This window comes from Glaciimonas soli, assembly GCF_009497155.1.
Classification (GTDB): Bacteria; Pseudomonadota; Gammaproteobacteria; order Burkholderiales; family Burkholderiaceae_D; genus Glaciimonas; species Glaciimonas soli.
Map to the genome: position 1 here is coordinate 388959 of NZ_WINI01000007.1, position 24317 is coordinate 413275.

The 24317-nt window shown below is 48.5% G+C and carries 17 protein-coding genes; 8 read left to right on the top strand and 9 right to left on the bottom strand.

The features are described from left to right. Window position 1 precedes the first annotated feature (1 nt). Window positions 2–4006 carry an ATP-dependent RNA helicase HrpA gene (hrpA, locus tag GEV47_RS14005; RefSeq protein WP_153235368.1) on the bottom strand — a complete coding sequence of 1335 codons (4005 nt, stop codon included), beginning with the start codon at window positions 4004–4006 and terminating at the stop codon, window positions 2–4. A gap of 732 nt (window positions 4007–4738) precedes the next feature. On the opposite strand from hrpA, the gene GEV47_RS14010 reads away from it, so the two are divergent. Then, complete coding sequence (locus GEV47_RS14010; protein WP_153235369.1) at window positions 4739–5650, top strand: hypothetical protein; 912 nt, start codon at window positions 4739–4741, stop codon at window positions 5648–5650. Between the two features lie 55 nt (window positions 5651–5705). On the opposite strand, the gene GEV47_RS14015 is transcribed toward GEV47_RS14010, so the two are convergent. After that, entirely contained in the window at window positions 5706–5885 is a 180-nt protein-coding gene (locus GEV47_RS14015; protein WP_153235370.1) for a transposase, read from the bottom strand. A 916-nt stretch (window positions 5886–6801) separates the two neighbouring features. Here GEV47_RS14015 and GEV47_RS14020 point away from each other — a divergent pair. Both GEV47_RS14020 and GEV47_RS14025 read left to right on the top strand, forming a co-directional pair. Next, window positions 6802–7230, top strand: coding sequence for a hypothetical protein (locus GEV47_RS14020; RefSeq protein WP_153235371.1), 429 nt, complete (start codon window positions 6802–6804; stop codon window positions 7228–7230). 77 nt (window positions 7231–7307) lie between these two features. Further along, a complete protein-coding gene (locus GEV47_RS14025) occupies window positions 7308–8084 on the top strand; it encodes a hypothetical protein (protein ID WP_153235372.1) in 777 nt (258 codons plus the stop codon). Between the two features lie 88 nt (window positions 8085–8172). Here GEV47_RS14025 and GEV47_RS14030 read toward each other — a convergent pair whose 3' ends face one another. Next, window positions 8173–9846, bottom strand: a complete 1674-nt coding sequence (locus tag GEV47_RS14030) for a SulP family inorganic anion transporter (protein WP_153235373.1) — start codon at window positions 9844–9846, stop codon at window positions 8173–8175. A gap of 160 nt (window positions 9847–10006) precedes the next feature. On the opposite strand from GEV47_RS14030, the gene GEV47_RS14035 reads away from it, so the two are divergent. Together GEV47_RS14035 and GEV47_RS14040 are read left to right on the top strand one after the other, a co-directional pair. Beyond that, window positions 10007–10471 (top strand): RrF2 family transcriptional regulator, encoded by a 465-nt coding sequence (locus GEV47_RS14035; RefSeq protein WP_153235374.1) that lies wholly within the window; start codon window positions 10007–10009, stop codon window positions 10469–10471. 269 nt (window positions 10472–10740) lie between these two features. After that, a complete protein-coding gene (locus GEV47_RS14040) occupies window positions 10741–11259 on the top strand; it encodes a GNAT family N-acetyltransferase (protein WP_153235375.1) in 519 nt (172 codons plus the stop codon). Here the strand turns inward: GEV47_RS14040 and GEV47_RS14045 are convergent. From GEV47_RS14045 to GEV47_RS14065, 5 genes are all read right to left on the bottom strand, one after another. Next, window positions 11256–12260 (bottom strand): XdhC family protein, encoded by a 1005-nt coding sequence (locus tag GEV47_RS14045; protein WP_153235376.1) that lies wholly within the window; start codon window positions 12258–12260, stop codon window positions 11256–11258. The two genes, GEV47_RS14040 and GEV47_RS14045, sit on opposite strands and share 4 nt — an antisense overlap. Next, on the bottom strand, window positions 12257–12889 hold the full coding sequence (locus GEV47_RS14050; protein WP_153235377.1) for a LysE family translocator: 633 nt from the start codon (window positions 12887–12889) through the stop codon (window positions 12257–12259). Before GEV47_RS14050 ends, GEV47_RS14045 begins: the two co-directional genes overlap by 4 nt. 323 nt (window positions 12890–13212) lie before the next feature. Further along, window positions 13213–14508 carry a c-type cytochrome gene (locus GEV47_RS14055; protein WP_153235378.1) on the bottom strand — a complete coding sequence of 432 codons (1296 nt, stop codon included), beginning with the start codon at window positions 14506–14508 and terminating at the stop codon, window positions 13213–13215. Continuing rightward, window positions 14508–15059: a (2Fe-2S)-binding protein gene (locus GEV47_RS14060; RefSeq protein WP_153235379.1), complete on the bottom strand. Its 552-nt coding sequence runs from the start codon at window positions 15057–15059 to the stop codon at window positions 14508–14510. The genes GEV47_RS14055 and GEV47_RS14060 overlap by 1 nt, the downstream gene beginning before the upstream one ends. 2 nt (window positions 15060–15061) lie before the next feature. Next, window positions 15062–17896 carry a xanthine dehydrogenase family protein molybdopterin-binding subunit gene (locus GEV47_RS14065; RefSeq protein WP_153235380.1) on the bottom strand — a complete coding sequence of 945 codons (2835 nt, stop codon included), beginning with the start codon at window positions 17894–17896 and terminating at the stop codon, window positions 15062–15064. A 756-nt stretch (window positions 17897–18652) separates the two neighbouring features. On the opposite strand from GEV47_RS14065, the gene argA reads away from it, so the two are divergent. From argA to GEV47_RS14080, 3 genes are all read left to right on the top strand, one after another. Continuing rightward, window positions 18653–19966 carry an amino-acid N-acetyltransferase gene (gene argA / locus GEV47_RS14070; RefSeq protein ID WP_153235381.1) on the top strand — a complete coding sequence of 438 codons (1314 nt, stop codon included), beginning with the start codon at window positions 18653–18655 and terminating at the stop codon, window positions 19964–19966. 146 nt (window positions 19967–20112) lie between these two features. Further along, entirely contained in the window at window positions 20113–20385 is a 273-nt protein-coding gene (locus tag GEV47_RS14075; protein ID WP_153235382.1) for an oxidative damage protection protein, read from the top strand. A gap of 157 nt (window positions 20386–20542) precedes the next feature. After that, complete coding sequence (locus tag GEV47_RS14080; protein WP_153235383.1) at window positions 20543–23341, top strand: M16 family metallopeptidase; 2799 nt, start codon at window positions 20543–20545, stop codon at window positions 23339–23341. A 101-nt stretch (window positions 23342–23442) separates the two neighbouring features. On the opposite strand, the gene rpiA is transcribed toward GEV47_RS14080, so the two are convergent. Then, entirely contained in the window at window positions 23443–24126 is a 684-nt protein-coding gene (gene rpiA / locus GEV47_RS14085) for a ribose-5-phosphate isomerase RpiA (RefSeq protein WP_153235664.1), read from the bottom strand. Window positions 24127–24317: the final 191 nt, after the last annotated feature.

Consider the following 24317-nt stretch of genomic DNA (forward strand, 5'->3'; position numbering starts at 1 on the left):
ATCAACGCTGCATCGTTTCCCAAATTTTCTGCAACCGCTTCACCGACACTGGCATCGGCGTTTTCAACTCTTGCGCAAACAAAGACACGCGTAATTCTTCCAGTAACCAGCGAAATTCCAGTATTTTCGGATCACTGTTTTTACCACCATGCCGCTCTTTTAATGCGCGCTGCCACGGTGTTGCCACTAATGCCCACTCAGCCATTAAACGCGTGTCACGACTAGGATCGGTACGCAGCTTGTCCAAACGGACGTTAATCGCTTTCAGATAACGCGGAAAATGACTTAAGTTGCTGTACTCATTCTCTATCACAAAGCGTTTACTGACCAAGCCTTGCATCTGGCTCTGTATATCGGCCACTGCGGCGGCATGCGCTTTGATGCCTTGCAGTTTCTTCGGCAAGACATAGTACTCGGCCAGTATCAGCGCTGTCAGTCTGGCGATTTCATTACATAACAAACCCAGACGTGACTTCCCCTCATCCTTGCGCTTGGTAAATTCTTCAGCATTTTTTGGCAATGGCGCAGACAAACAAGCGCGCTCCAAACCTGCCGAAATAATCTGATCGCGTAATTCTTCTTGCGATCCCAAGGTCATAAACTGCATGCCCATTTGCTGTAGACCGGGAATATTTTTTTCTAAAAATTTCAACTGCTCTTTGAGCTGCAAGGCAAATAAGCGTTGCATGCCCAAACGGTGGATACGCGCCGCTTCGTTAGGATCGTCAAAGACTTCCAAATCGCAATGTGAGGCTTTATCTACCAAAGCCGGAAAGCCAATCAAGGTTTGCTTGCCACGCTCAATTTCGAGCAGTTCGGGTAACTCACCAAAAGTCCAGCTAGTGAGGTTGGAGTAAGCAGCAACACTATTGCTAGTGTTCGTTGTTTTCGTTTCTGCCGCATTGCCACCAATTTTTCCAGCTTGTACATTTTTCTGTTGATCAGCCGACTTCGGTTTGCCCTCATCTCCGATCACCGTCTGTTCTGCAAGCTTCTGAAATTGCTCTCTGGCTTTTCCACCCAGCTCGGTTTGCAACGCAGCCAGATTACGTCCCATATCTAGCTGACGGCCATGCTCATCTATCACTTTGAAATTCATGAAGTGATGCGCTGGTAACGTCTCCAATTTGAAGTCGGCATGACGCACGACAATGGTCAGTTCGGTGCGAATATCGGCGATCAACGCATCGATCAGATTACCATGACCAAAAATATGCTTTTCCTCGATGCGCTCGCAAAACTTAGCTGCATACTCAGGTATCGGTACGCAATGACGACGGATCTTTTGCGGCAGTGATTTCAGCAGCAGATGCACCTTTTCTTTCAGCATGCCGACCACCAGCCAATCACAACGATCAACATTGACTTGATTCAACGCATACAGCGGCACCGTCAAGGTCACGCCATCGCGCGGCGTGCCAGGTTCAAAGTGATAGCTCAAGCTCATTTCGATACCGGCCACGCGCGTCACTTTGGGGAAAAGCTCGGTCGTCACGCCAGCAGCTTCATGGCGCATTAAATCGTCGCGATTCAAATACAGCAATTTCGGATTTTTAACGACAGTATCTTTGTGCCATTTTTCGAAAGTAATACCGTTGCAAATATCTGCCGGAATCAACTTATCGTAAAACGCCGCAATCAAATCATCATCCACCAACACATCCAGACGACGTGATTTATGCTCCAGATTTTCGATCTCTCGTATCAATTTTTGATTGTGCGCGAAGAACGGTGCACGGGTATCGAATTCCCCTCCGACCAATGCATCGCGGATAAAAATTTCGCGTGCCTCGACCGGATTGATCAAACCAAAATTAATGCGGCGCTGGCTGTACACGACCAAACCATACAAGGTGGCACGTTCAGATGCTGAAACTTGCGCAGTGCGCTTTTCCCAACGCGGTTCGCCATACGATTTTTTGAGTAAATGAGAACCGACTTTTTCCAACCATTCCGGCTGAATATTAGCGATACAGCGTGCATACAAACGCGTGGTATCGACCAGCTCTGCCGCCATCACCCATTTACCGGCTTTTTTCGATAAATGCGAACCGGGCCACAGAAAAAATTTGATCCCGCGCGCACCCAGATAATGCGGCTCGTCATCGGCTTTAAAGCCAACATTACCGAGCAGCCCCGTCAGCAACGCCATATGCAGATTTTCGTACGTCGCTGGTGCCTCATTCAAACGCCAGCCCTGCTCGCGTACGATGGTCAACAACTGTGAATGGACATCGCGCCATTCACGCAAACGCAATTGCGAAAGAAAATTGGCGCGACAGTTATCTTGCAATTGACGATTGGTTTTTTTGTGTTCAATAGCGTCTTCAAACCATTTCCAGATTTTCAGATAACTATTAAATTCTGATTTTTCATCACCGAATTTTTTATGCGCCAGATCTGCTGCACCTTGCGCATCCATAGGTCGGTCACGCGGATCTTGCACCGATACCGCTGCAGCGATGATTAACATTTCGGTCAAGCAGACATTATCCAATCCCGCCAGTATCATCCGGCCAACGCGAGGATCCAACGGCAATTTGGCCAACTGACGTCCCAGTTTGGTCAATTGATTGCTGTCGTCAACCGCTCCCAATTCTTGCAGCAATTGGTAACCGTCGGCGATGGCGCGTCCTGGAGGCGGCTCGATAAATGGGAAAGTTTCAACGTCCGTCAAATGTAACGATTTCATACGCAAAATGACGGAGGCCAATGATGAGCGCAGAATTTCTGGTTCAGTAAATTTCGGCCGCTGTAAGTAATCCTGCTCTTCATACAAGCGGATACACACACCTGCCGCAACCCGGCCGCAACGACCGGCCCTCTGATTGGCTGCCGATTGCGCAATCGACTCTACCTGTAACTGTTCGACCTTATTGCGATAGCTGTAGCGTTTAACCCGTGCCAAACCCGCATCGACCACATATCGAATGCCCGGCACTGTCAGTGAAGTTTCAGCCACGTTGGTCGCCAACACGATACGGCGTGCATTCGACACTTTGAAGACACGTTCTTGCTCTTGTGCTGACAATCGCGCAAACAACGGCAAAATTTCTACGTGTGGCGGATGATGTTTGCGCAACGCTTCGGCGGCGTCACGAATCTCGCGCTCACCGGGCAAAAATACTAAAACATCACCAGAACCGATGCGCGCCAACTCATCCACCGCGTCCACCACCGCATCCATCAAATCACGTTGATCGCGGTCACGCTGGGCGTTATTGGGCTTGGCTGCGCTGTTTGCGGTGGCTGGCGTTACACCACTGCGATCAGCATTATCAATCGGTCGATAACGCACTTCGACTTCGTACAAACGCCCGGATACTTCAATCACCGGCGCAGGTTGCTCAGGCGAGCCAAAATGCCGCGCGAAGCGATCAGCATCAATCGTTGCCGAAGTAATAATCACTTTCAGATCTGGGCGCTTCGGTAATAACTGCTTTAAATAACCGAGCAAGAAATCAATATTCAGGCTGCGTTCATGCGCTTCATCAATAATGATGGTGTCATATTGTCGCAACAGCGGATCGGTCTGCGTTTCAGCCAGCAAAATACCGTCCGTCATCAACTTAATCCACGCGCCTTTGGTCAGGGTGTCGTTAAACCGCACTTTAAAACCGACATGCTCGCCTAGCGGCGAGCCCAGTTCTTGCGCGATGCGCTTGGCGGTAGACGATGCCGCAATCCGGCGCGGTTGGGTATGACCGATTAAACCGGCTTTACCACGTCCTAATTCCAGACATATTTTCGGCAACTGGGTAGTTTTACCTGAGCCGGTTTCACCGCAAACAATGATGACCTGATGCGCCTGCAACGCGGCAGAAATATCAGCACGCTTACCGGAAACCGGCAGTTCCTCTGGAAAGACGATCACTGGCAGCGGATTGCGCTCTGGCGCAGGACGAGCTTGCGCTTCGCGTGGCGGTTTATCACGTGGTGTTTGCGGCGCACGATCAGACCGTGGCTGGGCCGAACTAGACGGTTTATTGAGTTTTGATTCTGGCATAGGGGAGGAATTATACAGAGCACGCTAAGGCGACACTACTACGGTTCGCACTTCCTCGACTGAAGCATGGACTTTCAGTGTGCATTCCTCAAAAATTAACTTTCCGGTCATCACTCTTGCCCAAAGATTTTTTATGTTTCCGAATTGACACCTAAAAGCCGTGAATAGATTATTAGTGGTGATTTTCTTATCATTTTTTGTCGTTTTTATTGCTTTTATTATTCAAAATATAAGTATTTTCATACTGAAAATTCTGGCCTCAGTTATCAATCACCAATCGAACTTCTCGGACACGGGATTAGTGAGCAGCAACAGGTGAAAATGGTCGCGCAAAACTCGCTCTATGGAGAACTAAAAAGCGAGGGAAGCGCAATTGCGGATAGCTTTTGATTTATGCAACGAAGCCCTATGCCTCAGCCTGACTATCATTGTGCCTGCGCCGAGTGTGAGAAGGCAGAGCTGTTTAGTGGTGCGTACAAATTCAGATTTGTCCCATATATACGCGTTGAGCGCGAGCATAGAATACGATCGGTCAAATGGGCGTGGCCCTTGCTCAGGGTTGCTTCCCCATTTCGAAGTTAATTTTCTATGAACGCGAAATTGTGCACGAAAAATCACAATTACGGATGTCCATCGGACTCGCCCTATGGCTTTTGCTACCACCTCTTATACCAATCCCACTGCCATCGACGATGCCGGAAGGCGGTACCTCTAAATCAGGAACGAGGACTCATGAATAAAGATATTCGCAATTTACCCTGGCACAGTGCGATTGCTGCGATCGCGGCCGGACTGGTGGTTTCCGCAGTCTTCCGTGACAGATGGGCCGACCAAGACTGGAAGATCGTTGACAGCATCTTCCAGTCATCTCTCTTTAGCTGCATAGCCTTTATAGCGGCGCAAAAGCAGATTGCCAGCGGCGTAAAAGATTATCGCCCGCTGCGCTTTCAAATGGCTTTTTTCGCGGCATGCGCAATAGTTTCGCTGATCGCCATGAATCTATGCGTATCTCTGGTTAAAGACCTGCTATCGTTCCTACAACTTCGCTCCGCAGCCATACCCTATCCCGAGGTCATCAGTGCATTTCAGGTCATTGTCTTCTATCCCGTCTTAGCCATCTCCATCGCCGCATCCTGGAAGTTCGCTGCCATTCTTTTTCTCGGTCGCGGAGAGATCAAAGCTCACGCTACTAACGTGAATAGCACTGCAAGCCTTGAGCTTGCATGGATCATTTTCTGCCTAAACATGATCGCCCAAATAGCCGTTCCTTCCTGGACGTCAAAAGGCGTCGTTTCGGTGGACAATGTTGCATTACCGTGGTGTGTGTTGGCTACATCGGGGCTATTTTCTTTGTTGGCCTATCTGGCCGCCAGAGTATCGCTGCCAAAGCTGATCACGCGACCACGTCATTTCCGGCTGCTTCTCGCCAGCGTTTTCGCGCTCGCATTCAGTTGCTGCGCAACTCGTTCAGCGTGGTACCTCGTCACGCACTTCTATAGTGCCCGTATTACCGACCTGCTGAGATTTTCTTCTGAATTTCCCCTCTCAGCGGCGTTGGGATTTCAAGCGGCCATGTCAGTCCTCGCTATCCCCGTCCTTATGGGAAGCCTATGGCTTTTGTTTCGACACAGGAAATTCACCTGACGTTTTAACCGCGCATTCTCTGAGCGTAGTTTCGATAGCGCCATATCTTCAATCGTCACAGCTTTGCTACTGGCGTCTTGGAGCTTGCCTGAGGAGATGCTGCAATCCAATTACGTAAGGTTTGATCGCCCAAACCGAGTTCTTTCGCCACCGTTGAAATCGATTGATCATCGGCTACGCGTTTGACTGCCAGTTCTTTGAATTCTTCTGTGTATGAACGTCTTGGTATCTTCATTTTGTCTTTCCTATTCAACGTCGATTTTACGTTAGCTAAGGGAGACTAAATTTCAGGGCAAGCGCAATGTACTGACTCTATCGACACTGGCAGATTGTCAAAGTACGGGAAAACAGCGACATCTTGCGTCTTGCACGCGCTTTCTTTTCCTTTTTTTATTGCTATCAGATGGTCAAAAAGGTTCGTGATTTCAAAGTACCAAATGCGATTCCAAGTAAATTCTCCGCAGGTTTGCTAACCATCGCCTGGATTGTTGGATCATCGATATATATAAGTTTGAGAATTGATTATTGCCTATTTCAATCCTCGCATAAATTTTATTCGTGCCGGTACAAATTCAAGTGAATCACATCAATAGCGTCATCGCGCCGGGGCATGAAAAAAATGATCGTTTTAGTGCTTTGAATTGGATAACTATTCTTGCAGGCGGGGTAATCCTTATTTTGGCTGTGCTCGGCCGCTTCTTGCCGATCAAATAGGCCTGGATTTCCAAGATTTCATCAACTATTCGCAATGCAAATATCAATGATGTTCGTTGCAGAAAAAACGCAAATAAATTATGACGAAACTAGCCTTCCTCAAGCCAAACAAAAATTGAACACACTGCAATCCAAACGTGTTTAACACCAGAGGTAAATTTCCAGCATGATGCTTACACGCTAACAGCGGGCAAAGTATGCATTTTTTCTTTAACTGATGGTTTTATCGAAAACATATTTCTTGTTCATACGATTCCAAATAGTCCTACAATCGAGTTTCCACTTTCTAAGCAAGGTGAAAAAACGGTAAGCATTACCGGCAGATGGTTACCCGTTAGTGAAGATCAAGCAGAGATTGCAAGGATTTGTAATTTCTCATGCCGAAAATATCAGGTTGTTAAAGACGTGCGTTTTGACTGTAAATGAAGAGTTAGAAAATGCGCATACTCAAAAAAATATTTTTCTCTGTCTTTGTTATGGCAGTGTTATCAAGTTGCGCAACAAATTCAAATCAGAAGAAATTTGCGGATATGACATGTGAGCAGCACGATGTGATTGCCCTTAGTTTAAATATTTTTTCGGCTCATGCTTTCGTTGGAGACTATGCCAATTTAGAAGACCCAACCCCAGCGATAGTGCAACTGCATGTCATCCAGCGGAAAGCACCGGGAGATTTCGCACGACAAATTAATGGCGCGGAACAAGATTATCAAGACAATCTGATCGTGGCGAAAAAAAAATCATGTGATGTAACAGACTACCCGATCTCCCCTGTTCAGGAGTTTGAGAAGCGGACAAATGCGCTAGTCGCAGAAAGAAAAAAATCCGGGTGGATTCCGCAAAATGAGAAACAACAATCTAAGTAGCTCAAAATTGTTCGAAATAATTCAGCCGATGGCGCATAACGCATCCATCGGACGCCTCCATTTTCAAAGAAAAATAAATGCTTAAACCTTCTTTTTTAAAATGCATTTTTGTGATCTCGTGTGTCATGACACTACTGTCTGGATGTTTTGGTTTCAAGCCCTTTCAACCTGCCCCATACGAATTTGAGGCCTGGAAAAAACAAGGAGTTACGCCAGTTGATGTGCAAATTGCTTTACTAGAATGTGGTTATCAAGATACGTTGGGCTATGGAAGTACTCATGTGCGTGCAACAGACAATGAAATTGTTGCGAAAGAAAAATGCATGGAGAGCGATGGCTTTTCGAAAAAAGACGCGTACTGGCGCGAACTATGTCAAACGAATAAGACACTCGCTGCTTGCCAAAGTGACGCACCGCATCGGTTACGAAATATTCAAACGAGATTAGATAGTCAATTTTGCTCAAATTTTCCTTTTTCCCGTGTTTGCCTGATAGACCAGGAGGATAAAGAAGATAGTGACTCACCTCATGATGAGATTACGCAGCAAAAAAAATTACTGGAATGTGGATTTGCAACACCGTATGCTGGTCGTGGCTATGTTTCATACGGCTTTAAAGACAAAGTAACAGATAAGGTTCCAAGCCAGCGGGTTGATTTAAGTGACAATGAGTTTGCTCTGGCTGCCCGCTGCGCTGTCAAAAGCGGATTAGGAAATCAATATAAAAATTATTGTAAAAAATATCCGGCGCTGTCCGCGTGCAATCCTGATTCACCTACTCCAGAACCTAAAATTGATCGGCGACTTACCTCGTTATTTTGTAAGACAAGTATCGGCAATCCAGTGTGTCAATAACGCGGCAAGGTGCATTCGACTGGCGTAATGCGCCACATGCATAGCAAATATTATAGAAAATGTTGCGTCTCATTTTTTCCTGAACGGACTAACAAACGCTTTGGCCGCGCAACATCACCCTCACCGCCTCATCCACACTCAACCCACTTAAGCTCTCCTGCGGCAAAATGGGGGGATCTACCTTTTGCAATATTTCCAGAACCGGGTCTTTTAAGCGCGTTAATACGATGCGCTTATTGCTGCCTATCGCATGGCAAAAATCCGTTAAAGCTTCAATGCTGGAACTATCAAGATCAGGAGATTCTTCCAGGCTGATAATAATATTTTGTACCGGCGGCACGGCGGCATTAATTTCTTGCCGCGCCTGACTCAAAATACGCTCGGCGTTGGCAAAGAATAGCGGCTCATTAGGGCGTAGTATAAGAATTCCCGGTAGCGCTTTAGCAGTGGGATGTGTTTTAAGATTGACGAAATCGTGACTATCTCCCAGTCGTCCCAAGATCATGATGGATGATGCTGAGAGTTGGCGCAACATCAATAGCAAGCTCATTCCGATGGCGACCAGCAAGCCATTCAGCACGCCCAACGCTAATACGGCAATCACTGCGGTCACAACTAACAAGCGATCACGACGCCATGTGAAGTAAGGGCGAAATATCGCCGGATTTAACGTATGGCTAACCGCATGAATCACCACTGCAGCGAGTACCGGTTGCGGTGTCAGCGCGATGAAGGGCAACAGCGTCAATACGATGAGCAACACCACCAGCGCCGCGACCCAGCCGGCTAAGCGCGAGGTGGCGCCTGCGGCTTCATTCGCGGAAGTGGCAGAATACCCTGCGCCCACCGGCATGCCATGAAACATTCCCGATAGCAGATTGGCCGCACCTATGGCTAGCAGATCCCGATCGGGATCGACCGTATCGCCATGTTTCATCGCAAAACTGCGGATAGATCCGTAGGATTCGGCATACAAAATCATCACCATTGCAATCGCCAATTCTCCCAGATTCATCCAGTCTGAATACGACAATAATGGTAGCGATGGCATCACCAATTGCAGGGGAATGGTGCCAACCAATTGAACGCCATGCTGCGATAAATTCAGCCATTTTTCTGCCGCTACGCCCAGCACAATGACGATCAGACCACCGGGCAGATAACGACAATAGCTGATGCGTGAAAATAGAAATAGCAATGCTAAAGCCAATGCTCCGACTGCTACGGCGATCCAGTTCCAGTGTTCACTCTGCTCTAGCAAAGCACCGACATAACGCAGCATGTCATTGTGTACAGGATGGACGTTGACCATGCTGGCGAACTGTTTGACGATGATCACCAGTGCCAGCCCAAAAGCAAAACCGCGTAACACCGGTTTAGCAATGAATGCAGTGATGCCGCCTAAACGTAATAATCCCGCCAGTAAGAAAAACAAACCGGTCACCATCACCAGACCAATCGCCAAAGTCATACGCAATTGCGGATCGCCATTGGCCATGGCGGCTGTCATGGCGGTAATCGCCGCCGCCATGACAGCCGCCGACGATGAGGTTGCCGATACAATCGCAAAGCGGCTGCTGCCAAACAGACCATAGCAAAGCAAGCCGGCAAACAAGGCGATAACGCCGGTTTGCGGTGGCAGATTGGCGATACTGGAATAAGCGACAGCCTCGGGGAGTAACAAGCCAGCGATAGATAAGCCCGCGATCAGATCCGGCCAGCTGATATTGATGTTCTGTTTCCGAGCAGGAAGACTTGCCATAAAAATAAAGTAAAAATGTGAGATTTAAAGAAAATAACAGTAGAATCCATAGAGCAACTTTACGCTACTAAACAAAGGAATATTAGAATTTAATTTAAAAGTGTATTTTATATACACAATTCATACCCTGAGCTTGCCCCCCTCTTAAAGAGATCTAACTATGCGCTTAACTCGTTTCTCAGATATTGGACTCCGTGTTTTGATGTATCTCTCTCGTGCGGGTGAAAGACCTGTACCCGTAACAGTGGCGGAAATCGCTGCGCAGTTTGACATCCCTGTCAATCATTTGGTCAAAGTGGTCGGCCATCTGGCACGCAGTGGATGGATACTAGCGACGCGAGGGCGCAATGGTGGTGTGCGTCTTTGTGTTGATGCTTCGACTCTGAAAATTGGCACCGTCTTGCGTGAATTGGAAGGTGATGCAGAGCTCGCTGATTGCGATGGCCAACCTTGCTCGCTACGTCAGGATTGTCAGCTACGTTATGCTTTAAAACTGGGACTACGGGCTTTTTACAATGCGATGGATGCCTATACCCTTCATGATGTTTCCGCCGGCTCAACCGGTGAACAAATAGTGCGTATGCATCGAGATTTTCTTGGCCAGCCTGAACTTTCTGACTCGTAATTCGCTTTGGCAATTCGTCATTACGCCTTTTTTACAGTGACGTATTCAGTCCAGAGTTGTCGCATTAGTTGACTTGGGGCTTCCTCCCCTTCTCCCGCTTGCGTGAGAAGGGATTTTTAGAGGAGTTTACCTAGTGAGCTACACAACCGGAAAAGAACCACTCATATCCCGATTCCGCTGTACCTGGATCGACACCTATATCTCTCAGCAAATGTGATTAGCTTATGCGCGTTGCTGCCCCTTTAATCGCAGGTCGACTCAACGTATTTATGACTTCTGACGCCGTACTTATTCGCCACCTCACCGTTGCTGATGCAGCTGCTTTCCGAGCACTACGCGTAGGTGCAGCCACAGATGCACCATCCGCCATTACCTGGACACCTGAAGAGCAATCAAACGTATCGTTGGAACAAATCGCGCAAGAAATTGACGCAACGGAGTTCCAAATTGTATTCGGTGCATTCATCAACAATCAATTGATTGGCATTACAAAATTAATGCGTGAGCCCAGAGAAAAAGTCTGGCACAAAGCCAGCATCATGGGTGTCTTTGTTGATCCTGAATGGCGGGGAAAACGTATTGCGCGCAAGTTGCTCAATGCGGCTCTCGACTATGCGCACACGCGTCAGGAAATTCTGCAATTGCAACTGTATGTGAATGTGCAAAACACCGCGGCATTGCAACTCTATCTGTCGTTCGGATTCGAAGGAATGTTCGTCGTGCCGCGGGCAATTCGGGTTGGTGATCAGTTCTTTGACGAGCAACTTATGATACTGCGTTTGCGTTAAGTTCTTGGCGTTAAAACACAGCTTGATGCAAATGCATTTCCGGCACTTTTCGCCACATCCCGATTCCGCAACGCCACCAATTCAGCCAACACCGATACGGCAATCTCCGCCGGTGATCGGCTAAAAATCGGCAAACCTATTGGTGCATGCAGACGATCAACCTGTTCCCGCGTTACATCCAGCATTAACAAGCGCGTTTTGCGCGCTTCGGTACTGGCGATAGAACCAATCGCGCCGACGTAAAAAGCGTCGGTTTTAAGCGCTTCCATCAACGCCATGTCATCTACTTTGGGATCATGGCTGAGAGCGACGATCACAGTGCGCTGGTCCGGCTCAAACGCCAGGACGGCATCGTCTGGCATGCCTTCCAGCCATTCGACTTCATCGCCTTGCCAATTACGCCGTTGCTCTTCGCGTGGGTCATTCAGATAAACTGAGAAATCCAATGCCGGTGCCATTTGCGCCAGATATTCTGAGACTTGACCAGCGCCGATAATCAACAAACGCCAGTGCGGGCCGAATACTTGTATCAGCTCCGATTTCTGCTCATCATGATTAAAACGGAGTGTGAAATCGGCCTTGGCTGCGGTGATTTGCACTTCGGCCGTTTTCAAATTCAAGTGCCGCTGGACTAAACGATGTCCAGCGACAGCGGTTAACAATGGTGTCAATGTACTGGCATCAGTGAATGGCTCCACCACCAGTTCCAAAGTACCACCACAAGGCAAACCAAAACGCAGCATCTCTTCGGCACTAATGCCGTAACGGACGACTTCGATTTTGTCAGGGAAAGCGCTAGAAAAGCGCTGCAATAAGTCGTCTTCTATGCAGCCGCCGGATACCGAGCCAGTGAAATCACCTGCACTGGAAATCGCAAATAAAGAACCCAAAGGACGTGGTGCGGAACCCCAATTACGTACCACCGTCACCAGCGCAACGCGTTTTCCTTGTTGCAACCAATTAATCGTGCTTTTTAAAACTTGATAATCAACTGCATTCATTTTCGCGCTTCCAATGCAATCCGCACTGCCAATCCTGCCAACACTGTCCCCATCAGCCAGCGTTGCAACAACAACCAGGTTGGCCGCGATCCCAGAAAACCGGCAATAGAACCAGCAGCCAGTGTCACCAGGGAATTGGTAGTGATGCTGATGCAAATTTGCACCACGCCCAAACTCAATGACTGGGTCAATATGCTGGCACCATTTGGATCAATAAACTGTGGCAATAACGCCAAATACAATAAGGCGATTTTAGGGTTTAACAGATTGGTAAAAAAACCCATCGTGAATAATTTCCGATTGCTGTCTTCAGGTAAATCTCTGATGGCAAACGGTGAACTCCCACCCGGTTTGATGGCTTGCCATGCCAGATAAGCCAGATAAAACGCACCGCCAAAACGCAGCACATCATAGGCAAAAGGCACGGCGAACAACAATGCTGTAATACCAAATGCGGCGCATAGCATGTAAAAAACAAAGCCCAACACCACACCGGCGAGAGAAACAAATCCGGCTTTTGGCCCCTGACAAATCGATCTGGAAATCAGGTAAATCATGTTGGGACCGGGGGTCAGCGCCATACCCAATGCGACTAAAGCGAATCCAGCAAGTAAATGAAGGTTAGGCATATATTTTTCCTACGTGATTTTCTATTAAAAGTTCAACGCTTAATAACTGATATTACACAAACCAGCGTCATTCCCGCGAACGCGGGAATCCATGTTACTTAGCTCAATCGAAGTGACGCCGCTATATAAAGTACGTAACGTGTCTCGCGTATTGTTCGACATGATATCAACGGTGCTTTGTATTTCGTAAAATGGATTCCCGCGTTCGCGGGAATGACGGTGGTTAGAATGAGTGTGCGCAACATTCGTTAATAATGCAAAACCCTCTCCACTTGCAGAAGCGGAGAGGGTTAGCACTTGGTGAAGAAATTATAAACAACTATTTAATGTGCTGCAGCGCCATCTCGCAAAGCTTTCACATTATCTGGCGTCACATCCGCAGCTTGCCCGCCCCAACTAGCGCGCAAATAATTAGACAATTGCGCCAACTGTTTGTCATCCAGCTTGCCAGCGAAACCAGGCATGTCTTGCATGCTACCAAAGCCCGGGAATTTCTGTGCTTCTATCCCATCGAGCATCGCAACAATCAGATTGTGTGGGTTGCTGTTACGCACGGTTGAGTTGCCGTCCATCGCCACAGTGACGTTAGGCTTACCTTTACCTTCTGCACCGTGGCATCCGGCGCAGACTGCGATGTACAGCTTCTGACCCGCCTTCAGTTCGGTCGCATCGACCTTGATCTCCGAGATGTTCTTCATCGGTTGCGCTGGCAATGGTTTATCGCCCATCAAATAGGTCGTCACTGCAATCACATCTTCTTTCGTCAAATGCTGACTACTCAAATGCACGACGGGGAACATTTCACCGTAGGCTGAACCTTGAGGTGCAATGCCGGTAGTGAAGAATGTTTGCAAATCAGTGGCGGTCCAGCCCACTGCAGCCAAACCAGCCGGCGTGATATTCGGTGGAATCACACGACCAAGCTCCCCGCCACTGAGCGGTTTAGAAAAATCCATCTGACCCAAAGCGCTGCGCGGCGAATGACATTCTGCGCAATGCCCCAGCGAGTTGACAAGATATTGGCCACGCAACCATTGAGCAGACTGACCGACAGATGCATCAGGCAGCTTATCTTTCAAAAACAACATATTCCAGAACACCATGCCAAAGCGCAGGTTGTAGGGAAATTTCAGTTCATTCTTTTGATTCTCAACCGCCGCTGGTGGTATCGATTTCAAATAGGCAAAAATCGCATCACTATCAGCACGCGTCATACCGCGATAAGAGGTATATGGCATAGACGGATACAGATGCTTGTCCGGTGCAACGCCATCATGTAGTGCTTTGTAAAATTCGTCAGCACTCCATTTGCCTATGCCATGGTCTTTATCTGGCGTGATGTTGGAACCATAGAAATTACCGAACGGCGAAGCAAGTTTGACGCCGCCGGCAAACGGCGCACCATCTTTGGCAGTATGACAAGCGGCGCAATCAGCAGCTTTGGTCAAATAGCGCCCCAAAGCAATCTGATCGGTCGGCTGTTTAGTCGGCGTTGTAACAGGTGTAGTTGCGGCGGTATCGGCAGCGACGGCCTTGTCACCTTGCATAAAGAATAAACCGGCAGCTAATACCGACACTCCCAAACCCAGAGCAGCGACACGAAGGATTTTAGTATTCATTATTTGGCATCCTTCACCAAACCTGGCGTAGTCAATACCACTTCTTTGACGGCCTCGAAGTAACGGACATAACCGGTACAACGACATATATGATCATTCAGACCTTCGGTAATAGTGGCTTCCACTTGATCTTTGGTGATAGGTTGACGCTTGAGTTTTTCTAGCAACACGATGGAAGCATTGACGAAACCCGGTGTGCAATAGCCGCACTGAAAACTGAAATGCTCCAGGAATTTCTGTTGAATTGGAGCCAGTTCCACCACTTCGCCTTTGTCATTGCGCTTGGCATGACCTTCAATGGTGCGGATTTTTTTTTCGTTAAAAAAGTGGGCGCCGGTGATGCAAGAGCGCACTTCTTCGCTGCTGCCATCAGGATTATCCAGAATCACCACGCAAGCGCGGCAGAGTCCTTGACCGCAGCCCAGGCGTGAGCCGGTCAGATCCAGATATTCATGCAGAAAATCGATCATCATCAAATTGTCTGGCACGTCTGTCGGGCCGGTCGTTTTCCCGTTAATGTGTAGCGTGATTGGTTGTGTCGTGATAGTCATGATTAGATGCTCCCCATCTTCTCTTGTATTTTTTCAGGTGTGATTGGCAAGTCAGTGAAACGATGTCCCGTCGCATGAGCGATCCCGTTGACGATGGCGGCGACGACAGGAATCATCGTCACTTCGGCAATCCCTTTTGGTGGATCAGTTTCACTTAATGGTGGCAACACCTCGCCGGTCTGCGTCCATACCGCGACGTCTTTGGCACGTGGCACAGCATAACGATTGAAGTTCCAGGTGCCGTCGCCCGGTCCATCTTCATATAGCGGTAAATATTCGTGCAACGCATGACCAATACCCATCGCCAAACCGCCTTGCAACTGCCCGGATACCAATTCTGGCGACAACATATTGCCGCATTCCATAATCGTATGGTGGCGCAACAATTCAACTTTTCCGCTGGCTTCATACACGGCCAATTCGACCAAAGTACCTACCGCACTGTAGTACGTCACAGCCGCGTTATTACGTTGCGTTGGCGGGATATAGACTTTTTTGCGATCCAGCACGTGATACTTGCCGGGTGTAGTCATCTTGGCTTGCGTCGCTTTATCAGCGCCATCGCCGTAGTGCACGGACAAACCGTCTATCGCTACACGCGTCGCATTGCCGTTGACTTCGAAATCCGCTTCCGTCCATTGCCAGCGGTTAAACACGTGCACCGTTGCGCCCGTGACTAAGCCGAGTTCATGTGCTTTCTTTACCAACTGCGCAAACGGTAGCGCTTCCATGCCATTCGCCGTCAGCTTGCCATCGATCCAGCGAGCGTCCTCAACGCGTAACACGTATGGTGCCGCCTGACCGCCTCCCAAACCTTTACTCCAGATCGCCATCGCTGCCGGCCATAAGCCATGATGGAAAATAATCTGCGCGGCTTCACGTGTGCTGTGCGTGAAGTAATAGGCAGAATTAGTCGCGCTGGCTGGTGAAGCATAACTGGGTGACCAGCGCGGATTTTTCGATAATTTATCTTGATCAGCCTGACTCATGATGTAGGGGTCGCCGCTAACTACCACCGGTAAATCACTCCAGTCGGTAATCGAAGTGCGTACTTCATCAGCGGGCTTGCCTAGCCATTTAGCGCAAGCGATGGCCTGTGATGTTGACATACCGGTGCCAATTTCTGCGCCGGTGTGATGCAAACTGATACGACCGTCAGCACTGATTTCCACCTTGGCGAATGAAGCCTCCGCACCTGTACCAAAATCTTTTTGCACGCAAGCAAAACCGACGCCATAACGCTGGCCAGGATGCTTTGCTTCAAATTCGATTTTCGCTGCGGCACGATTCGTCCACAACGGATGTACTTTGGCTTTTTCCAGTACTTCATCTACCCGAATCGCACCAGCCGGTATCGCACCCTGGGTATTTTTCATACCAGATCTGAGCGCATTTTTCAGGCGGAAATCAATCGGATCCAGACCTAATTTTTCGGCAAATTCATCCATGATCATTTCGGTTGCCGGCATGCTTTGCAAAGTGCCGTAACCACGCGCCGAACCGGCATCAATCGCGCGCGTCGCAATCGCTACCGTCGCCAAATCATTCTTGGGGAAATAATAAATTGACTGTGCTGCGGTTGCACCAACCATCGCTACCGACGGAGAGAAATTGCAACGGCCGCCGCCGTTGGCCTCAAAGTCACCTTTAAATGATTGCAGCAATCCGGTCTTTTTATCGACCGCAATTTGGTAATGCATTTTGAAAGCATGGCGTTTGAGTGAGGTTTGAAATTGTTCAAATCTGTCATTTGCCAAACGTACCGGTTTGCTGTCTGCATACAAAGCGGTCAGCAGAGAGTAAAACGGGAAATTGTAATGATCTTTGGAGCCATAGCCGACGGTGTAGCAAGGATGCATAACGATGGTTTTAACTTCGATATGCGCGTTCTTGACCATCTCTGCCGCGCTCTCCGCCACTTCTTGCGGTGCTTGCGTCGGCACCACCATGTGCATGGTTTTATTGGTAGCGTCGTACCAGCAATTTGAATTGTCCGGCTCCATCGCGGAAGTGTCGATCGATTGCGTGTTGTACTCGCGGTCCAGCACCAGCCAGTCAGCGGATGGTTTATTCAGGTCCTGGGCGATCGCCTCGGCATAAAACATTCCTTGCTGATCCAGCTTGCCGTGCTCTTTTCCATCTGGCCATACCGGTTGATGCTTACGCATCATGCTAGGAAAGATGGGAGCATCTTTCAAACTGGAATAAACATCATCGTCAAATGCAGTTGCGCCACCGACGCGGACGAAACGGAAAGTTCCCCAAGGATCACGCTCTAACGGCCCAGTCACTGCGCCATAACGTATCACTTCTTTTTGGAATTTCAATTTATCTTTGGCATAGCGATACTTGGCAAAATCGTGATAAATCAGAATCGCCACAGCGTGGCCGAGATAAGCGGGAGTTTTACCGACCGGCAGCAACATATCGTCGCCATAAAACGCCGGAAATTTAATATTATCGCGCTGCAAATCTTCTGCAGTAACGATGCGATCCGGTTTCAGATCATCACCCAATAAGGTCAGATCAAACCCGGCATAGGTGCGATCGGCTTGCGTAGTACGCAGAATAAAAGCGTGTGATTGTTGTTGCGGCCAATGCGGCATGTCTTTGGCGCGAATGTCACGCGCAAATACTTTTTCGCCCGTCACTTTGGCCATGCCATCAATCCGGAACTTGACCTTTCCAGTTGCGCTATCCCATTGAATCGGCGTCAGTATTTTTTCCTCAAACAAAGCGGCATACGCTTTGCTACCGAGAGGCGCTATATATACCGAAACGCCGGCTATGACACTCGCTTTCAAAAAACTGCGTCGGGTAAGGCCCAGCTTCTCCATGATTTCTCCTCAAAGACTGCTTTTTCACTAGATGGACGTCATTCTATTTTTTTTTAGGGCTTACACAAAATTGCCTCAGCATAGCGTTTGCAAACCCTGCCGTACGCAGACGGTGCGATAGTAAGGCAAATAGACAGGGCGACACTGGGGCGTTTTTGCGTAAGTCCTCTCAGATCATTCGTGAATGTGCCAGAGTCGACTCGGGCTTTATTAATGTAAAAGCTTGAACAGTTAATACAGTGCACGATAGCTATGGAAATGGAATAAGCGCCGCTTGAAGGCGGCATTCTATATCCGACCTCAAATAATAATTATTCCATTTTTAATATAATCACCATTTTAAACAATCGTGCGTATCGATGGCAATAATGGCTAGAAATAGGTTTCGCCATCACTTTATTACATTAAAACCAACTAAAATAATGAAAATGCTATTGCTTATTGGGGGCCTACTCATGCGCCCCTGAATTCCATCCGTAACGGAGAAATGGGCTGAAGGATTTCTTATTATTGCTCAAAGACACATAATATGAAACACCATTACTTCGAAGCTTCCCACACGCTCAAAATCATCGCTACTCACTGCGCGTTGCGCGTACTGTTAGAAGTTATCAAGTCTGACGACTGCAGGTAGCTGAAGGCGTCGTCTCTTGATTGCGACAGAAGATAGTTAGTTACAAAAAATTAAACATAAAATCCATTTCCATTCGGCTTGTCGCTAACTCCTGTCGCCATGTCATGGTTATAATGCACAGCATGGAAAACCCTACCGAATTCGTCCAATGGCTGCGTTCCGTCGCGCCCTATATTCACGCCTACCGCGGCAAAACTTTTGTGATTGCCTTCCCGGGCGAACTGGTCATGGCCGGTGCCCTGCCGGTACTGGCGCAAGATTTGTCACTATTACATGCACTTGGCATCAAAGTGGTCATCGTGCATGGTTCACGACCGCAAGTAGAAGAACAACTGGCACTGCGTAATGTCGAGGCGAGATTTACCACCAACGGCTTACGCATTACAGATGCTGCTGCGATTGAATGCGCCAAAGAAGCTGCCGGTGAAATTCGTCTGGATATTGAAGCTGCGTTCAGTCAAGGCTTACCCAACACGCCGATGGCACATGCTGCCATCCGTATTATTTCCGGAAACTTCGTCACCGCGCGACCGTTAGGTGTGATTGATGGCGCGGATCTCAAATGGACTGGTGTGGTACGTAAGATTGCCTATGAAACGATACACGCGATTTTGAATGCAGGTAGTCTGGTATTGCTGTCGCCTCTGGGATTTTCGCCAACCGGTGAAGCGTTTAATCTGACCATGGAAGATGTCGCCGTTTCTGCAGCCGTTTCGTTACGAGCAGAAAAACTGATCTTTATCAGCGAAACACCATTGATGAAAGACGCTGGCGACACGGAAATCCGTGAACTGTCGTCACATCAGGCGCAAGCTGTTTTAGACAGTGGTTGCCTGCCACAAGATTCTGCTTTTTACCTGCAACACGCGATCAAATCCTGCAACGCTGGTGTGCCTCGCGCGCATATCGTTCCTTTTTCAGAAGATGGCTCCGCCTTGCTGGAAGTGTTTACGCATGATGGCGTCGGTACCATGATCACCTACGAAAATCTGGAAAGCCTGCGCGAAGCAACGATCGAAGACGTCGGTGGCATTCTGAAATTGATTGAACCATTGGAAGCCGACGGTACCTTAGTCAAGCGTGGCCGCGAATTGATCGAACGCGAAATCCATTATTTCTCTGTCATCGACCATGATGGCGTCTTGTTCGGCTGCGCTGCGCTGTATCCGTTCCCCGATGAAAAAATGGGAGAGATGGCTTGCCTGACGGTGAATCCTGATGTGCAAGGACAAGGCGATGGTGAGAAAATTCTAAAACATATGGAAGCACGGGCGCGGGCTGCCGGGCTGACTAAATTATTTGTTCTTACCACGCGCACTTCGCATTGGTTTTTGCGGCGCGGTTTTGTCAACGCGACCGTGGATGATTTACCAAAGAATCGCCAGCATATGTATAACTGGCAGCGCAAGTCGCTGGTGCTTATTAAGCAACTATAAAGCAGCTTTAATTTTTTAATTCACCAATAAGTATTATCAAGCAATCGATTAAAGAAATGCCTCCGCCATCCTCGCGAACGCGGGAATGACGAGGATATTTTCAAAATGATAGGTTGACCTTACTTACACTATTTCCGAAAGTATTTATGGCACGCATGGTTCATTGCATCAAACTCAATAAAGAAGCTGAAGGACTAGATTTCGCACCGTATCCGGGCGAGCTGGGTCAACGTATTTATAACGAAGTTTCAAAAGAAGCCTGGGCTGCCTGGTTGAAACATCAAACTATGCTGGTCAACGAAAATCGCTTGAACTTGGCCGATGTCCGTGCGCGCAAATATCTGGCGCAGCAAATGGAAAATCATTTCTTCGGCAGCGGTGCTGACGCCGCTACCGGTTACGTACCACCGACTGAATAATTCATTCATCGCGCAGATCAGAAAAACGTAGCGCCTTCTGACAGCGGCTTCAATTGAGATGCCAATGTCGGAAGGCGTTACGTTTTCCGATCACCAAAACTGACAGCTATCCTCGTAACAGTGGTTCCATCAACATCTTCATCTGATCGGAAAATTCATGCACCTGTTTCGCAAAAATCCTCATTCCACCTCGTTGATTGCCACGCTGATTTCAGGCGTGCTGACCAGCAGTCTTGCCGGCTTCCTCGCTTTCGTTCCCTACACTGCTGATGCAAAAGCGCCAGATACTGCCGCCAGAACTGCACTTCCCCCGGGTGTTACACAAGGCCCATCAGCCGAAGGGATCACTGAATACAATTTTGCCAATGGCTTTAAAGTCTTGCTGCTGCCGGATGATTCCAAGCCCACCATCACTGTCAACATCACGTATCTGGTGGGATCGCGGATGGAGAATTACGGCGAAACCGGAATGGCGCATTTGCTGGAACATTTGATGTTTAAAGGCAGCGACAAACATCCATCGATTCCCCAAGACTTCAGTCAACGCGGGATGGATTTCAACGGCACGACTTCGCTTGATCGCACCAACTACTACGAAATCTCGCAAGCATCCGATGAGAATCTGAAATGGGCAATCGACATGGAAGCCGATCGCATGTTGAATTCGCATATCGCCAGAAAAGATCTGGACAGCGAAATGACAGTGGTGCGTAATGAGTTTGAAAAAGGCGAAAATTCGCCAACCAGTGTTCTGATCAAGCGGATGCAAGGGGTGGCCTATGATTGGCATAATTATGGCAAGCCAACCATCGGCAATCGCAGCGACATCGAAAACGTCAAGATCGAAAATCTACAGGCGTTTTATCACAAATACTATCAACCGGATAATGCCGTACTGCTGATCGCGGGCAAATTTGATCCGGTCAAAGCACTGACGCTCGTCAATCAAGCATTTGGCAAATTACCTAAGCCAACGCGTAAATTGCCGGAATTTTGGACCGTAGAGCCAACTAAAGATGGCGATCGATCCTTCACTATTCGTCGTCCCGGCGATGTGCAAATTGTCGCTGTTGCTTATCACATCCCAAGTGATTTACATGACGACAGCACGGCGCTCACCTTTGCCGGCACCATCCTGGCGGACACGCCAAGTGGTCGCTTGCATAAAGCCTTAGTCGATACTGGCAAGGCAAGCGGCGTATTTCAATTCCAAATGTCCGGTTATGCGCCCGGCTTGCTCATCATCGGCGCTATAGTCAAAAAAGGCGAGCCGATCGAACCGGTACGTGCAGCACTGATTGAAGGCATTGAGAGTTTTGCCAAGACGCCGCCGACTGCCGAAGAAATGGAACGCACCAAGCTAAGTATCGCCAACGATTACAAAAACATGTTGAACGATCCGCAACAAACCGGCGTCGCCATGTCGAATGCGATTGCACTGGGCGATTGGCGCTTGTTATTCTTAGGTCGTGATCAAGCCAGTCAAATGACGGCGGCGCGAGTCTCTTCCGTAGCAGAGCATTATTTCAAACGTGACAATCGCACAGTCGGCACCTTTATTCCTGACGATAACCCACAACGCGCAGAGATCCCGGCGGCCCCGGCATTGGCGACGGTGCTGGCAGAATACAAACCGCAACAAGGTATAGCTGAGGGCGAAAAATTTGACCCGTCACAAGCTAACATTGACGCCCGCACGCAACACAGCACCATCGGCGGTCTGAAGGTCGCGCTATTGCCTAAGAAAACGCGTGGTGAAACGGTCAACGTAGCGCTCAATTTCGATTGGGGAACCGAGAAATCCTTGTTCGGAAAACAAACCATCTCCGCCTTGACTGATGCGATGCTGACGCGCGGCACGACTACTCTCAATCGCGAACAATTGTCAGATGCTTTTTCTAAGCTCAACATTAACGGTGGGCCATCACAGTTCCAGACTACCCGCGACAATTTGCCTGCGGCGCTAAAACTGATTGCGAGTGTCTATAAAGAACCGCGCTTTGATGAGACAGAACTTGAACGCCTGCGTAAAGAAGTGCTAGTTGGCTTAGAGTCATCGCGCAATGATCCAAGCCGACTCGCAAGCGAAGCGATCTCACTGCATTACAACAAATACCCGCGTGGAGATTGGTTAGCTGCGCAAACTCTGGATCAACAGATCGCTGATGTCAAAGCGGTGACTCTGGCAGATATCAAAGCCTTCTACAAAGAGTTCTATGGCGCTTCGCATGGCGAGCTAGCGGTGGTTGGCGATTTCGACGTTGCCGCAACCACCAAAGCGATTCAAGATAACTTTGGTGACTGGCAAAATGCAACGCCGTACGAACGTGTGATTCGGAAAAATTTCGATGTCGCACCACTGCAGGAAGCGATCAACACGCCCGGCAAAGAAAATGGCAGTTACGTCGCACGCCAGAATCTGGACATGCGTGACGATGATGCTGATTATCCGGCATTGATGGTGGCAAATTATCTGTTTGGTGGTGGCAGTTTGAAATCACGACTGGCGGATCGTGTGCGTCAAAAAGAAGGCTTGTCTTATGGTGTTGGATCGTCACTGAATGTCGGCTCGATCAGCCGCGCTTCCAGTTTCAACATTGGCGCCATCTCCGCACCACAAAATCTGACCAAGGTTGATCTTGCCGTGAAAGATGAGTTAGCCAAAGCCATCAAAGATGGTTTCACTGCAGAAGAACTGGCGCGTGCCAAGTCGGGCATCTTGCAAGAACGTCTGCAAGCCCGTGCGCAAGACTCAGCGCTCAGCGCCGGTTGGGTCAGATTGCTGGATGTGGACAGAACTTATGCGTGGAGTAAAAAAATGGAAGACAACATCAGCGCGCTGACGTTAGATCAAGTCAATGCAGCCTTCCGCAAGTGGATAGATCCGGCCAAAATCAGCGTGGTGGTTGCTCGAGATGAAAGCAAGATCAATCAACCCAATAAACCTGGCAAGTAACATCTCAATTGGCCGCTAAACAAAAAGCCTGCAATCTTATCGATTGCAGGCTTTTTTATTTATGCCGTTGCTTACCGGCTTCAACAATATTATGCTTATTGTTAAAAATTCATTGTCTTCACGCCATCTGGCGCACCCAAAAGACAGACATTCGCGCCTTGCTTGGCAAACAATCCCACCGACACGACACCGGTAATTTGATTGATTTGCGCTTCCAATGCAACCGGATCCGCAATTTTCAAACCGATGATGTCCAGGATGATGCAGCCGTTGTCGGTGATGAATGGCTTACCGTCTTTAAATCGCAATTCTATTTCGCAATCCGGTCCCAGATTCAGTTTCATTAGCTGACGTGCGACCGCGGATTGTGCCATCGGGATGACCTCTACCGGTAACGGGAATTTACCCAGCGTTTTGACCAATTTCGATGCATCGGCGATACAAATAAATTTTTCGGCAACAGAAGCAACGATTTTCTCGCGCGTCAATGCACCACCGCCGCCTTTGATCATTGCGCCCTGCGCTGTAATTTCATCAGCGCCATCGATATATACCGACATTCTTGCAACTTGATTAAGTTCAAAAACATCAATGCCATGGCCACGCAAACGTTCTGCCGTCGCTTCAGATGAGGCAACGGCGCCTTTAATGCTATCTTTGATTTTGGCTAATTCATCAATGAAAAAATTTGCGGTGGATCCGGTGCCGACGCCGACAATTTCCCCATCCACCACGTATTTAATCGCCTCACGTGCGACTGCCTGCTTCAATTCATCTTGTGTCATTGCCATGATATTTACTTGTAGAGAAAGGGAAAGGCGCTATTTTACTAGACTCGCGTTATCTGGTTTTTCTGTGAAAGTGAAAATGAAGATTTTCGAACTATTTACACATATTAAGCAGCCACAAAAAACCGATCAGATGTTACCGGCATCGATAATCTCACCACAGTCATTCCCGCCTGCGCGGAAATGAC

What these genes read in the sequence shown, in the direction of transcription:
- GEV47_RS14045 (WP_153235376.1), bottom strand. Translation starts at nt 12,260, where the DNA reads ATGAATGCAGTTGATTATCAAGTTTTAAAAAGCACGATTAATTGGTTG.
- GEV47_RS14080 (WP_153235383.1), top strand. Translation starts at nt 20,543, where the DNA reads ATGCACCTGTTTCGCAAAAATCCTCATTCCACCTCGTTGATTGCCACG.
- GEV47_RS14020 (WP_153235371.1), top strand. Translation starts at nt 6,802, where the DNA reads ATGCGCATACTCAAAAAAATATTTTTCTCTGTCTTTGTTATGGCAGTG.
- GEV47_RS14050 (WP_153235377.1), bottom strand. Translation starts at nt 12,889, where the DNA reads ATGCCTAACCTTCATTTACTTGCTGGATTCGCTTTAGTCGCATTGGGT.
- GEV47_RS14065 (WP_153235380.1), bottom strand. Translation starts at nt 17,896, where the DNA reads ATGGAGAAGCTGGGCCTTACCCGACGCAGTTTTTTGAAAGCGAGTGTC.
- GEV47_RS14075 (WP_153235382.1), top strand. Translation starts at nt 20,113, where the DNA reads ATGGCACGCATGGTTCATTGCATCAAACTCAATAAAGAAGCTGAAGGA.
- GEV47_RS14040 (WP_153235375.1), top strand. Translation starts at nt 10,741, where the DNA reads ATGACTTCTGACGCCGTACTTATTCGCCACCTCACCGTTGCTGATGCA.
- GEV47_RS14055 (WP_153235378.1), bottom strand. Translation starts at nt 14,508, where the DNA reads ATGAATACTAAAATCCTTCGTGTCGCTGCTCTGGGTTTGGGAGTGTCG.
- hrpA (WP_153235368.1), bottom strand. Translation starts at nt 4,006, where the DNA reads ATGCCAGAATCAAAACTCAATAAACCGTCTAGTTCGGCCCAGCCACGG.
- GEV47_RS14030 (WP_153235373.1), bottom strand. Translation starts at nt 9,846, where the DNA reads ATGGCAAGTCTTCCTGCTCGGAAACAGAACATCAATATCAGCTGGCCG.
- GEV47_RS14035 (WP_153235374.1), top strand. Translation starts at nt 10,007, where the DNA reads ATGCGCTTAACTCGTTTCTCAGATATTGGACTCCGTGTTTTGATGTAT.
- GEV47_RS14010 (WP_153235369.1), top strand. Translation starts at nt 4,739, where the DNA reads ATGAATAAAGATATTCGCAATTTACCCTGGCACAGTGCGATTGCTGCG.
- argA (WP_153235381.1), top strand. Translation starts at nt 18,653, where the DNA reads ATGGAAAACCCTACCGAATTCGTCCAATGGCTGCGTTCCGTCGCGCCC.
- GEV47_RS14060 (WP_153235379.1), bottom strand. Translation starts at nt 15,059, where the DNA reads ATGACTATCACGACACAACCAATCACGCTACACATTAACGGGAAAACG.
- GEV47_RS14015 (WP_153235370.1), bottom strand. Translation starts at nt 5,885, where the DNA reads ATGAAGATACCAAGACGTTCATACACAGAAGAATTCAAAGAACTGGCA.
- rpiA (WP_153235664.1), bottom strand. Translation starts at nt 24,126, where the DNA reads ATGACACAAGATGAATTGAAGCAGGCAGTCGCACGTGAGGCGATTAAA.
- GEV47_RS14025 (WP_153235372.1), top strand. Translation starts at nt 7,308, where the DNA reads ATGCTTAAACCTTCTTTTTTAAAATGCATTTTTGTGATCTCGTGTGTC.